Origin of the sequence: Sinisalibacter aestuarii (genome assembly GCF_027923545.1) — a bacterium.
In the GTDB taxonomy this organism is placed as follows: domain Bacteria; phylum Pseudomonadota; class Alphaproteobacteria; order Rhodobacterales; family Rhodobacteraceae; genus Sinisalibacter; species Sinisalibacter aestuarii.
This window is the reverse complement of record NZ_BROH01000001.1, coordinates 379871-392606: the sequence shown is the minus strand read 5'-3', so window position 1 is coordinate 392606 and position 12736 is coordinate 379871. Positions and strand designations below refer to the sequence as shown.

The window sequence follows — 12736 nt, the reverse complement described above, 5'->3', positions numbered from 1 at the left end:
GCTGCTGCCTTGTCGCGCCGGCATGTAATGAACACGTGACGTTTCGATGAATCCGTCATGACGATTGGCGCGCAACCGCACATCGCGCTCAATAGGCGCGCTCCTCACCGGTGAAGTGCAGAAATCTGCCCGTGTCTTCCATCGTGAGATTCGTGACAATATCGAGCACGCCACGGGCCACGAAACGCGGATCGTCTTCCGCTTCCGAACCGCCCATGTCGGTGCGCACCCAGCCCGGATCGACCACGGCGACGGCAATGCCCTCCGGCGCGAGATCGGTGGCCAGACCCTGCATCAGCTTGTTGAGCGCCACTTTCGACGCCCGATAGGCGATCCGATCCGATTTGCGATATCCCATCCAGGCCATTTGCGACGAGATAGAGACTATTCTTGCCCGATGTCCGGCCCGCAGGTTCGGCAGAAACGCCTGCGCCACGGCCAGCGGCGCGAGCGTGTTGACCTCCAGCGTTTCACGAAAGCCTTCAAAGTCCATATCAAGCGTCGACTGGCGGGCAGGGCCGATGATGCCGGCATTGTTGACGAGCCCGTCAAGCGGGCCGGCATTTACGGCGAGGGCATGCAGGGCCGCGTGATCGGTCACATCCGCCTCAAGCTCGCCGCCGCGCCCCGGCCGTGTGAGCCCGAGCACCTCATGCCCCTGCGCCCGGGCCTCGGCCACGAGATGCGCACCGATACCCCGGTTGCTGCCCGTTACGAGCAGACGCATGTCAGTCCCCTTTGATCAGCTTTCGCCTCAGCCAGCCCGACAGGCTGTCCATCGCCATGACCATAAGCACGACAAGGACGATATAATAGGTGACTTCTTCCCAATCCTTCTGCGTGATCATCGCCTGCGTAAGCAGCAGGCCGATACCACCGCCGGTGATCGCACCGATGATCGTCGCCGAGCGGGTGTTGCTTTCGAAGAAGTAAAGCACCTGGCTCAGTAATACCGGCGTCACCTGCGGGATCACGCCGAAGCGGTAGCGATGCGCCACGCGCGCGCCGGTAGAGGCAACACCCTCGATCTGCTTGTTATCGACATTCTCCAGTGCCTCGGAAAACATCTTGCCGAAGCTGCCGGTGTCGGTCAGCAGGATCGCCAGCGAGCCTGTCAGCGGGCCGGGGCCGAAGGCGCGGCTGAGCAGGATCGTCCAGATCAACCCGTCAACGCCGCGCAGAAAATCAAACACCCGGCGCAGGGCAAAGCGAAGCGGACCCAGAGGGGTGAAGTTCTTCGCCGCGACAAAAGCCAGCGGCAGCGAAATCAGCGCCGCACCAAACGTGCCGAGAAAGGCCATCAGGATCGTCTCGAAAATCGCCCAGGCCACCTGGCCGTGCGCCCACATCTGGTTGTTCCAGAAATCGTGCCACGCGCCCGCGATATTGCCCCGCTCCGGGTCGATCCGGGGGCCGAACAGGATATCGGTGAGGGTATGGCCATGATAGGGGCTGGTGAGCGTGAAGAAGAACAGCTCCCAGCCGGGGAAATAGTTAAACGCCTCGGTGCGGTTGCGGGTCAGGCTCACCCGGCCCGCATCCGTGGTGATCTGAAGCCGAGTGCCGGACAGCGAGATCCAGTCCGGCAATCGGTCGGGATCGAGGTTGGTCACTACCTCGCCCCCGTCGATCCGTGCCCGGATCAGCCCGAAGCCCGGCACCTCGTAGCTCAGCGCATTGTCGGGCAGGAAGCGCACGATATGACCGTCTCCAAGCTCGATCACCGTTGTCTCGCCATCGAGCGCAACCCAGTCGGGAGCCGTCCCCTCGGGATAAGTGCCCTTCTTCTCGCCTTCGATCGCCACTGAAACGCTGCCCGCGCGATTGTCACGGGTGACATGCACCTTGTGGCTCCAGGTATCCGACAACAGGATCGCCCCGTTGTCCCACCGCGCACGGGAGGCCAGGCCCGAAATGTCGAAGGCAAGGAAGACGTAGACCAGATAGGCGAGGATCGCGGCCGGGATGGCGATGGCGATCACCCGCTTGCGGGCAAAGCGCCGGTCGGCATCGGCGTAAAGCGCGGCATCGGCCATGTCAGTGTCCTCCCTTGTGGGCCAGTCCGTTGCGGACATGGCTCGAAAGCTGGTCGAACAAAACGATGCTGCCAAAGAGCAGGATGAAGATCGCCGCCGCCTCGTCGAACCTGCCCTGCCCCCAGGACATTGCATTTTTCAGCTCGTAGCCGATCCCGCCCGCCCCGACGAAACCAAGGATGGCCGAGGCGCGCACGTTGATCTCGAACCGCAGAAGCGCGTAGCTGAACCAGTTCGGCAACACCTGCGGCACCACGCCGAGCCACATCTGCTGGCCCCAGCGCGACCCGACAGAGGCGAGGCCCTCCACCGGCTTAAGATCGGCATTCTCGTTCACTTCCGAAAACAGCTTGCCCAGCGCGCCGACCGTGTGGAAGGCGATGGCAATCATCGCCGGCACCGGCCCGCCGCCCAGCACAAAGATCAGCACCAGCGCGATCACGATCTCCGGCACCGCGCGCATGATGTCCATCATCCGGCGAAACAGCCCGATCAGCCGCGGCCAGCGCGCGAGGCCTCGGGTCGACAGAAGCGAAAGCACAATGGCGAGCAGCGCCCCGATCAGCGTGGCCGTGGCAGCGATGTTGATCGTCTCGATCAGCGACGGCAGGAAATGCAGCATATGCCCGGGAAGCTGATCGAGCTTCGGCGCCGTATCGCGCACCACATCGGCGGGAAAGTCGAAAACCTTCGGCAGCCCATCCCAGAACCCACCCGCGTTGCGTGCATCGGCCAATCGAAAGCCGGACGCGAGCAGCAGGACGAAAATGACCAGCATCACGCCTCCATAAAGGCGCTTGCGGCGAACCAGATCGAAGTAGCTGTCGTGATGGTGGGTCGTGGGATGGGCCATATGGGCCTCCGAGCAGACGAAGGCCCCGCCGGCAAAGCAGCGGGGCCCCGATATGGAACGCTTATTCCGACTGCGACTGACGGGCCGCGATGATCGAAAGATACGCCTCATGGTCGATCGGATCGAAGCCCAGGCTTTCGCCGGCCGAGATATTGTAGGTGCATTCGGGGTCGGCGTCGTACATGCCGTCAACCAGTGCGATCATCTTGGCCTTCACATCCGCCGGCAGCGACTTGCGCAGAACCACCGGGCCTTCCGGGATCTCTTTCGAGCGCCAGATTTCCACGAGATCGTTCATGTCGATCAGACCGGCATCCACCGCCTTGCGCAGCGCGCCGGAATTGTAGCCGTCTTCCCAGGCGCCCTGGCCATCGGCCCAGGTCACGCCCGCGTCGATATCGCCATTGTTCACGGCGACGATGGTTTGCTCGTGGCCGCCGGTGAACACCACATCGCCGAAATATTCGCCCGGCGCCATGGTCACACCGTCTTTGTATTGCGGGATTTCGATCGCCGGGATCAGGTAGCCCGAGGTCGAGTTCGGATCGCCGAAACCGAAGGCTTTGCCTTCCATGTCGTCGAGTGAGGCAATGCCCGAGTCGATCCGGGCGAACCCGATGGAGTAGTAGCCGCGCGAACCGTCCATGTTGATCTTCACCAGCACCGGCTCAACCGCTTCCGGATCGGCCAGATAGGTCGCGGCGTAGCCCGAAGCGCCGAGCCAGGCCATGTCGATCGTGCCCCCCAGCAGGCCCTGAATCACGCCGTTATAATCGGCGGGGGCGAAAAGCTTCACCGGCACGCCCAGCGCTTCTTCGGTATAGGTCTTCAGGCATTCGTGGTTGGCCAGACGGTCCTGGGCGTTCTCGCCGCCGAGGATGCCGATGTTGAACCCGGCAATGTCCTGGGCCGCGAGCGGGGTGACAAGGGCCGTCGTCGCAAGGGCGGCAGCAATGAGCGTCTTCATCATGTATCTCCGTTAGGTTGTGATGAAAGGGTCGTTCAGGCGGGCGCGGCCATGCTCGCGGTGTGAGTCCGCGCGGCGTGGTCGCGAATTTCAGTCGACGTGGCTTCTTCGGAAAAGTCGGCGCCCGCGCCATAGATATCGCGCGCCACGCCGGTGGTAAGCTGCTCCGGCGTGCCGTCGAACACGATCCGCCCGTCGCGCATCCCGATCACCCGGTCGCAATAGCGCCGCGCGGTGTCGAGCGTGTGCAGGTTGGCGATAACCATGCGCCCGTCTTCCTCGTGAATACGGCGCAGCGCCTCCATCACGGTCTGGGCGTTCATCGGATCGAGCGAGGCGATGGGTTCGTCGGCAAGAATAATTTTCGGGTCCTGCATCAGCGCCCGGGCAATCGCCACCCGCTGCTGCTGCCCGCCCGAAAGCGCCTCGGCGCGCTTAGGCCCATGTTCGGCGATGCCGAGCCGGTCGAGAATGTCGATGGCCCGGTGAATGTCCTCACGCGGAAACAGGTTGAACAGCGTCGCCAGCGTCGAGCGCCGCCCAAGCGTGCCGTGCAGCACATTCGAGACGACATCCATCCGCGGCACAAGGTTGAACTGCTGAAAGATCATCGCGCAGTCCGATTGCCAGGCGCGCCGCGCCCTGCCCGAAAGCCCGAGCACGTCGCGGCCCTCGAAGGCGAGCATGCCCGAGCTGGCCTCGGTCAGCCGGTTCATCATCCGCAAAAAGGTGGATTTGCCCGCGCCGGAGCGCCCGATGATCCCGATCATCATCGGCTGGTCCACGGTGAAGCTCACGGCATCCACAGCCGTGTTTGCGCCGAACCTCTTGGTCAGCTCTTCGACAACGAGCATTGTGTCCCCTCAGGTTTTTCCCGGCGGACATGACGCTCAAACCGTCACCCTTTCATGACGTTTGCCAAAAAGTTTTATGACGCTTCGCCCGCGAAAGCCTGCAAGCCTAGCGCGCGGGCACCCCTTTTGCGCGGCCCTGCCGCTTTTGCGCGGCGATGCGGAACGGGGCATTGGGTGCACCAAACCCGGTATAGCCAGAATCGCGCTGGACGATCTCGAAGAACAGCCCGCCCGTCACCGCCCGCGCATAGCACTGGAAAAAGGCGCCGCGCTCGTCACGGTCATAAAGCACATTCGCGGCCTGCATCCGCCCGATCAGCCCGGCGGGAAAGTCGAACCGGGCGGCAAGATCGTCATAGTAGTTCTGCGGCATCGGCAGCGGATCAAAACCGCGTGCTGCAAGGGTCTCCAGCGTGGCGAAGATATCGTCGGTGGCGAGCGCAAGGTGCTGGACCGAGGCGCCAAACGTCTCCGACAGGAAACGCCCGGCAAGGGTGCGCCGGCTGTCGGCCCCGTTCAGCGTGACCCGCAGCGCGCCATCGGGCGATTCCACCACCTGGCTGCGCACCAGTCCATCGGGGTCGAACACATCCACCATCGGCGTTTTCTTCATGTCGAGCAGAGAGGTGTAGAACAACGTCCAGCTCAACATGTCTTCATAGCTCATCGTCTGAGCCACATGGTCGATCCGGGTCGGCCCCGCGCCCGCCGGGTTCGCCCCCGCTCCGAACTCCAACTCCCAGACCCGGTCGAGCCCGCTCGCCTCGTCGATGAAATGGAGGACCGAACCGGAGAAGCCACGGATCGCCGGGATATCGAGCTCACCCGGCCCGATCGGCTGGCTGAACGGCTCTGTGCCCAGCGCTTCGGCGCGCTGCACCACGGCCTGAGCATCGCTTACCGCGAGGCCAATATCGCACACCGTCGTGCCGCGCGCGTTCCACGCCGCCGCCGCATGGCCGGTTATCTCTTCGTTCAGCACGATGCGAATGCCACCCTGCTGCCAGAGCGTCACCGCCTTGTTGCGATGATTGCCTGCCCGCTCGAAGCCCAGTGTCTGCAACAGCGCCTCAAGCGCGCGCGCTTCGTCACCCCGTGTGGCGAATTCGACGAAGCTCACGCCATCCGCCGCCACCCGCGCCGGGATCGGCGGCAGATCGACTTCAAGCGCCGGTTCGGCCCTTCGCACATCGTCCATCAGCGCAATCAACGAACGGTAGCCATCGCGCGCCACGCCCTTGGTCGAGCCGCCGCGGAACTGGTCGTTGAAAATCTCAAGACTGATCGGCCCGCCATATCCGGTGGCCATCACCGCCCGCATGAAACCGGTCACGTCCAGATCGCCCTCGCCCGGCATATTGCGGAAGTGGCGCGACCAGTAGAGCAGATCCATCTCGATCGCCGGGGCATCAGCAAGCTGGACGAAGAAGATCTTGTCACCGGGAATGCGCCGGATCGTCTCCGGGTCGATCTTGCGGGCCAGCGTGTGAAAACTGTCGAGGATCAGCCCGACACTTTCATGATCGGCCCGGCGCACGATTTCCCAGGCATCGCGGTGATCGTTCACATGCCGGCCCCATGCCAGCGCCTCATAGCCAATGCGCAAACCCCGCTTCGCCGCCCGCGCGCCAAGCTCGTGAAAGTCCGCCGCCGCCCGGTCAACCCCGCCCAGGCTGGCCGGGTGCACCGAGGAGCAGACCAGCACCAGATCGGTCCCCAGTTCCTGCATCAAGTCGAACTTGCGCTCCGCGCGGTCAAACGCCTTGGCCCGCAACGGCTCCGGCAACCCCTCGAAATCGCGAAACGGCTGAAACAGGGTAATCTCCAGCCCGTGATCGCGCACCATGTTGCCCACGTCGCGCGGACTGCCATCGAAAGCAATGAAATCCTGCTCGAAGATCTCGATTCCATCATAGCCCGCCGCCGCGATCGCTTCGAGCTTTTCGACAAGCGACCCGGAAACGGAAACCGTGGCGATCGAGGTTTTCATGCCGCTACCCCTGATATCCGAGGAGGCGGGGGAGGAAGAGGACGAAATCGGGCACGAAGGTGATGATCCCGAGGGCGATGATGAGCGCGATGATGAAGGGCCAGACCTCGCGGATGATCTTGCCCACCGGCTGGCGCGTGATGTTTGAGACGATGAACAGCAAGAGCCCATAGGGTGGCGTGATCAGGCCCACCATCGCGTTTACAACGGCAATCACACCGAAGTGGACCAGGTCGATCCCCATCGCCTGAACCGAGGGGATCAGGATCGGCACGATGATAAGCAGGATTGCACCGCCCTCCAGCACCATGCCAAGCGAGAGGATCAACAGGTTGATCACGATCAGAAAGCCCGTGCGCGAGAATTCGTATTGCCCAAGCCAGTCGGCAATCGCATGAGGCACCCCCTCGCGGGCGATTACGTAGTTGAATGTCACCGCCCCCGCCACAAGCACGCCCACAGCAGCGGTCGAGCGCGCCGAGCCGAGAAGCGCGGTGTAGAACTGCCTGAGATTCACCGAGCGGTAGAAGGTGACCGAGATGAACAATGCATAGAAGGCAGCCACGGCGGCGGCCTCCGTCGGGGTGACAACCCCGCCATAGATGCCGCCGAGCAGGATCACAGGCAGCATCAGCGCGGGCGCGGCCTTGTAGGTGATCGCGGGCAGGTCGCGCAACGGCACCGCCTCGTCGGTGGGGAAGTTGCGGCGGCGCGCGATCCAGTAATTCATCAGCGCCATGACCAGCGCCATAAGCAGGCCGGGCGCGAGACCGGCCGCAAAGAGATAGCCCACCGACTGGTCGGAAACGATGGCATAGAGCACCATCGGGATCGAAGGCGGGATGATCGGCCCAACGGTCGCGGTCGCGGCGGTGATCGCAGCGGCATAGGCGGGGGTATATTTCCCGTCTTTCGTCATCATGTTGATGATGATCTTGCCCATACCCACCGCATCGGCGACGGCCGAGCCGGACATGCCGGAGAAGATCAGCGACGAAACCACGTTCACGTGCCCAAGCCCGCCGCGAAACCGCCCCACCAGCGCCTGGCTGAAGCGCAGAAGCCGGTCGGCCAGCGAGCCGATATTCATGATGTCGGCGGCGAGGATGAACAGCGGAATGGCCAGCAGCGTGTAGCCATTGAACAGGCCCTGCAGCAGCGTCTCGGGCGCCAGCGAAGGATCATAGCCCTTGGCCAGCAGATAGATCAGCGAACCCGCGACCATCGAGATGCCCACCGAGTGGCCCATGAGCGAGAGCGCCACGATCACCGCGATGGCGGTGCCGATGGCATGAGCCGCGAAGAAATCAATCATAGTCGTGGCTCCCGGCGCTGTCCTGGATGTGGAAGCGCGGCCCGGTGCCGGTCAGCCCCGCCCAGGCGGTCATCAGCGCCCGCACGATAACGGCGATGGCAAAGGGGATGTAGATGAAGAAGACAAAGTTGAACGGCCAGCGCAGATAGGCGGTGCGCTCGATCTTCATGAAGTCGACATAGTCCCAGGTGGCCGGCAGCGTCCAGGCAAAGACCGCGGCCACGAACACTCCGGTGATCACGTCGAAGCCCCGGCGCACGCCGCGCGGCATCGCATCGTAGAGCACATCGAGATGGATCACCTCGGTCTCCCGCACCACAAAGGCGTAGCCGAAGAGAATGCCCCAGAGCCAGGCAATGGCGACCCATTCCACCGTCCAGCCCACCGGCAGGTTGAGGAAATAGCGAAAGACGATCTGTAGGAGAAACGCCACGAACATGGTGAGCAGGAGCAGCGCCAGCACGTTCTGCGCGCGCCTGCCCAGCCAGCTCCAGATGGTTTTCAGCCTGTCCATTGCCCCGCGCCCCGATGATCGGGGGCAGGCGACCATGCCGCCTGCCCGATTGGATTAGCCGGTCAGTTTACTGACCCACAGCCACGATGGCCTCGACAAGCCCCTCGGGCCAGTCGGCGGAATATTTGGAGTCACGGTAGACCTGCAGGACGTGATCCTGAAACGCCTGGTTGTCGGGCATGTAGACATTGATGCCATTGGCGATGAACTGATCTTTCAGCTCGTTTTCCTGATCCAGCGTCACCTGGTCGAGCGCGGCCTGGAAATTGTCGGCGCAACCCTGAACGGTCTCCTGCTGCTCGGGCGACATCGAATTCCACTTCGACAGCGAGATGGTGAACTCGTTGGCCGCGATCAGGTGGCTGGTGAGGCCCATGTAATTGATGACCTCGTCGAACTTCATCGAATGCGTTGCCGGAAAGCCGTTATCCTGCCCGTCGACGGCGCCGGTCTGCAGCGCCGTGTAAACCTCGGTGAACGGGATCGGCACCGGGGTGGCGCCCATTGCCGTGCCGACGAACTGCCAGCCCTCGCCACCGGGGAAACGCATCTTCACCCCGTCGAGGTCGGCCGGGGTCATGTATTCGCGATCACCGACATAAGAGATATGGCGCGCGCCGATATACGGGTAGGCAAGGATCTTCACCCCGGCCTTTTCCTCGATCTCGGCTTCGAGATCGGCCAACACGTCGCCATCGTAGACGGCGCGCATGTGGTCGTAGTCACGGAACAGGAAGGGCACGCCAAGCACCGAGGTAGACGGCACCTGGTTGTAGAAATCGAAGATCGCGAGGTTGCCCATATCGAGGTTGCCGCGCTGCATGGCGGTCAGCTCAGTGCCCTGTTGGAACAGCGTCGCGCCGTGGTGCGCCTGAAAATCGAACCCGTCGCCAAGGCAGGCGGCAAACTCGTCCTGCAGGATGGTCGAGCGGATGTCGTTTTCCGAGACGGTATCGGAATAGATCAGCTCGACCTTGTCCTGCGCGAAGGCCGCGCCGGACATGAGGGCAAGGGCGGCGGTGGCCGCGGTGACATTGAAACGCATAGTTATCCTCCCTGTTGCGTCTTAGTCGTTTCCGGTGCTGAAAAGGCCTCGAACGTGGCCCGCATCCGGTTTGCGTCGGGCGTAAGCCCGGTGAAAAGCGAGAAGGCCCGCACGGCTTGAAACACGGCCATGCCGGAGCCGTCGAGCGTGCGGCAGCCTTTGGCCCGTGCGGCGCGGAGCAGTTCGGTTTCGAGCGGAAAGTAGACGATATCGGCCACCCAATGGCCTGGGTCGATCAGCTCGACCGGGATCGCCGTTCCCGGCAGTTTTGCCATCCCCATCGGCGTGGCATTGACGATACCATCGGCCCGGGCCGCGGCCCTCGCCAGATCGCTCACCGCCTCCGCGCCCACATCCGCCGCGAGGGTTTCGGCGGCGGCACGGTCGGTGTCGAAGATCATCAGCCGGGCGACGTTGAGCGACTTCAGAGCATGGGCCACGGCACCGCCCGCGCCGCCGGCGCCGAGCAGCAAGACCGTTTCCATCGGCGCGCCCGACAGGCCCTGGCGCACGCTCTCGGCGAAGCCCCAGAAGTCGGTGTTGTGGCCCGAGCGCCCGCCATCGCGAAACACCACGGTGTTGACCGCCCCCACCTTCTGCGCGGCATCCGAAAGCACATCGAGATGGTCGATCACCGCGCGCTTGTAGGGGAAGGTCACGTTGACGCCGGCAAACCCGGCCGCCTCGGCTGCATCGAGCATCTCCGCCAGCGCCGGCTCCGGGCCGGGCAACGCATCGGGGTCGATCAGATCGTATTGCAGCGCGAGGCCCTGCGCCCGCCCCTCGGCCACATGCATCGACGGCGTGCGCGACAACTGGATACCCTTGCCGATCAGCCCGACACGCATCGGCGCGCCGCTGTCGGGCACGGCGGATACCCGGCTGTTGCTGGCAAGGCTGAACGCCATGTCGATCTGTCCTCCCATGCGCCGGTTCCCTGCCGAACGCCTCACCTTTTTGTTCTTGGTGGTTAATTGTGTCAATCATTTTGTACGGTACGGTTCATTTTAATTGAACTAGGAAGTTAAAAATTTTCATGTTAGGGATAGGCCGTTGCTGGGAGGAAAGACGTGAATAAACCACTGAAAGATAGTGGAAAAACAAAGTCAGGATGGAAGCAGAATCCAGAGGCCGTGCAGCAAGACATTCTGCGCGTCGCGACCACGGAATTCGCCGAACATGGCCTTTCCGGCGCGCGAATCGACGAGATCGCCGCAAAGACGAAAACGTCGAAGCGGATGATCTACTACTATTTCGGCGATAAGGAGACGCTCTATGCCCGCGCTCTCGAATCCGCCTATGCCAAGGTGCGTGAGGGAGAAGGCAAGCTCGATCTCGCCGGTCTTCCGCCCGACGAAGCGCTGGCCCGGCTCGTCGCCTTCACCTTCGATCATCACCGGAAGAATCCCGATTTTATCCGCATGGTCATGATCGAAAACGTCCACCACGCGGATTATCTGTCGCAGTCCAAAGTGATCCGCGGGCTGAACGTCGCCGCCATCGACAAACTCACCGAAATCATCCGCAGGGGCGAGGCCGCCGGCACATTTCGTCCGGGTCTCGACCCGACCGAATTGCACTGGCAAATCTCAGCGCTCAGCTTTTTCAACGTCTCCAACAAACCGACATTCTCCGCGCTCTTCGGCAAGGCGCTCTATTCACGCGCCGGGCAAACCGCCCTGCGCGACCACGCCGTCGAGATGATCCTGCGATATGTCTGCGACAGGGAAGGAACCCGCTGATGCTGAACCCCGAACTGAAGCCGTTCCTCGACCGCTGGGGGGCCGAATGGGCAGCTCTGAAACCGGGCGCAAAGCCCGCAGACCGGCGCGCGCATTTTGAAGTGGTGGCCGCCAATATGCGCCTGCCCACGCCGGATGAGGTCGATACCGAGCAGGAACATTGGGTTGGCAGCCCGTCCGGTCAGGTGCGCGTGCGCATCTTCCGCCACGCTTCGGGCGGCAGGCAGGATGCCCTGATCTACATGCATGGCGGCGCCTGGATGCAGGGCAGCCCCGAAACCCATTGGGACATCACCGCGCGTATTGCCGCCTGGAACCGGCAGACGGTGATTTCGGTCGACTACGCGCTCGCGCCCGAACACCCCTTCCCCGCCGCTTTCAACCAGGTGGTCGCCGTGGCGCATTGGGCGCACGACAATGCGGAAACGCTCGGGATCGACCCTGCCCGGATCGCCATCGGTGGCGACAGCGCGGGCGGCAACCTTGCGGCGGCTGCGGCGATCGAGCTGCGCGGCGCGGTGCCACTGATCGGGCAACTCCTGATCTACCCGGCCTGCGATTTCGATATGGCCCGCCCGTCAATGATCGAGAACGCCGAAGCGCCGCTTCTGCAAACAAGGGGGATGGATCAGGTCAATGCGATGTATTCGCCTGACACGACGCTGCTTTCGTCCGACCCGCGCGTCGCCCCGCTCGTCGCTGAAAGCCACGCCGGGCTGCCGCCTGCCTATATCGCCGTCGCCGAGAACGATCCCCTGCGCGATTCCGGCCTGGCTTATGCCGCCGCTCTTGAAGCCGCCGGCGTGCCCCTCATGCTCGATCATGGCGAAGGGATGATCCACGGCTACCTGCGTGCGATGGAGTATTGCGCCGAGAGCATGGCATCGCTCCGCCGCATGTCCGGCTGGCTGGCGGCTCTGTAATGGGGCCGGTGCAGCCGGGCCTTGAGCCCGCCTTCACCATCGAGGCCGATATCGCCGCGCCGCGCTCCGCCGGGATCGGGCCGGAAGGCGAACGGCTGCACATCCCGATCACCGGCGGGCGGGTGCTGGGCCCGAAGCTCACCGGCCGCATCCTGCCCGGCGGCTCCGACTGGCCGCTGATCACCCCCGATGGCAACAGCCGCATCGAGGCCCGCTACACGATCGAGGCCGAGGACGGCACGCTGATCTATGTGGTGAACAAGGGCATCCGCGTCTCTTCCGATGCGATGCGCGAAAAACTGCGGGCGGGCGAACCCGTCGCGCCCGACCAGTTCTACACGCGCGCCGCGCCTGTCTTCGATGCACCCGACGGCCCTCATCGCTGGCTCAGCGAACGGCTGTTCGTCTGCTCCCTCGCGCCCGCCGGACGAACAATCGTGATCAACGTGTATTGCGTGACCTGACACCACGCTCCTCCCGGCAACGGCATACACCCC

13 protein-coding genes are annotated in these 12736 nt (G+C 63.4%); 3 read left to right on the top strand and 10 right to left on the bottom strand.

Features of this window, described 5'->3' with window-relative positions; genetic code table 11:
* Nucleotides 1–88 precede the first annotated feature (88 nt).
* From QMG28_RS01990 to QMG28_RS01945, 10 genes are all read right to left on the bottom strand, one after another.
* Nucleotides 89–727, bottom strand: a complete 639-nt coding sequence (locus QMG28_RS01990; RefSeq protein ID WP_281840490.1) for an SDR family NAD(P)-dependent oxidoreductase — start codon at nucleotides 725–727, stop codon at nucleotides 89–91.
* 1 nt (nucleotide 728) lies between these two features.
* Complete coding sequence (phnE, locus tag QMG28_RS01985; RefSeq protein ID WP_281840489.1) at nucleotides 729–2036, bottom strand: phosphonate ABC transporter, permease protein PhnE; 1308 nt, start codon at nucleotides 2034–2036, stop codon at nucleotides 729–731.
* Between the two features lies 1 nt (nucleotide 2037).
* Complete coding sequence (phnE, locus tag QMG28_RS01980; protein WP_281840488.1) at nucleotides 2038–2889, bottom strand: phosphonate ABC transporter, permease protein PhnE; 852 nt, start codon at nucleotides 2887–2889, stop codon at nucleotides 2038–2040.
* Nucleotides 2890–2950: 61 nt separating this feature from the next.
* Complete coding sequence (phnD, locus tag QMG28_RS01975) at nucleotides 2951–3856, bottom strand: phosphonate ABC transporter substrate-binding protein (RefSeq protein ID WP_281840487.1); 906 nt, start codon at nucleotides 3854–3856, stop codon at nucleotides 2951–2953.
* Between the two features lie 35 nt (nucleotides 3857–3891).
* Nucleotides 3892–4710, bottom strand: coding sequence for a phosphonate ABC transporter ATP-binding protein (gene phnC, locus QMG28_RS01970; RefSeq protein ID WP_281840486.1), 819 nt, complete (start codon nucleotides 4708–4710; stop codon nucleotides 3892–3894).
* Between the two features lie 106 nt (nucleotides 4711–4816).
* Entirely contained in the window at nucleotides 4817–6700 is a 1884-nt protein-coding gene (locus tag QMG28_RS01965; protein ID WP_281840485.1) for a bifunctional sugar phosphate isomerase/epimerase/4-hydroxyphenylpyruvate dioxygenase family protein, read from the bottom strand.
* A 4-nt stretch (nucleotides 6701–6704) separates the two neighbouring features.
* Nucleotides 6705–8015: a TRAP transporter large permease gene (locus tag QMG28_RS01960; protein ID WP_281840484.1), complete on the bottom strand. Its 1311-nt coding sequence runs from the start codon at nucleotides 8013–8015 to the stop codon at nucleotides 6705–6707.
* On the bottom strand, nucleotides 8008–8529 hold the full coding sequence (locus tag QMG28_RS01955) for a TRAP transporter small permease (protein ID WP_281840483.1): 522 nt from the start codon (nucleotides 8527–8529) through the stop codon (nucleotides 8008–8010). The genes QMG28_RS01960 and QMG28_RS01955 overlap by 8 nt, the downstream gene beginning before the upstream one ends.
* Before the next feature lie 67 nt (nucleotides 8530–8596).
* On the bottom strand, nucleotides 8597–9574 hold the full coding sequence (gene dctP / locus QMG28_RS01950) for a TRAP transporter substrate-binding protein DctP (protein ID WP_281840482.1): 978 nt from the start codon (nucleotides 9572–9574) through the stop codon (nucleotides 8597–8599).
* 2 nt (nucleotides 9575–9576) lie between these two features.
* Complete coding sequence (locus QMG28_RS01945) at nucleotides 9577–10500, bottom strand: shikimate dehydrogenase (RefSeq protein ID WP_281840481.1); 924 nt, start codon at nucleotides 10498–10500, stop codon at nucleotides 9577–9579.
* A gap of 207 nt (nucleotides 10501–10707) precedes the next feature.
* Here QMG28_RS01945 and QMG28_RS01940 point away from each other — a divergent pair, with 207 nt between their 5' ends.
* The 3 genes from QMG28_RS01940 to QMG28_RS01930 are packed head-to-tail and all read left to right on the top strand — an operon-like array spanning nucleotide 10708 to nucleotide 12703.
* Complete coding sequence (locus QMG28_RS01940; protein WP_281840480.1) at nucleotides 10708–11316, top strand: TetR/AcrR family transcriptional regulator; 609 nt, start codon at nucleotides 10708–10710, stop codon at nucleotides 11314–11316.
* Complete coding sequence (locus tag QMG28_RS01935; RefSeq protein WP_281840479.1) at nucleotides 11316–12239, top strand: alpha/beta hydrolase; 924 nt, start codon at nucleotides 11316–11318, stop codon at nucleotides 12237–12239. The genes QMG28_RS01940 and QMG28_RS01935 overlap by 1 nt, the downstream gene beginning before the upstream one ends.
* Nucleotides 12239–12703 (top strand): DUF3237 domain-containing protein, encoded by a 465-nt coding sequence (locus QMG28_RS01930; RefSeq protein WP_281840478.1) that lies wholly within the window; start codon nucleotides 12239–12241, stop codon nucleotides 12701–12703. Before QMG28_RS01935 ends, QMG28_RS01930 begins: the two co-directional genes overlap by 1 nt.
* The last annotated feature ends 33 nt before the right edge of the window (nucleotides 12704–12736 follow it).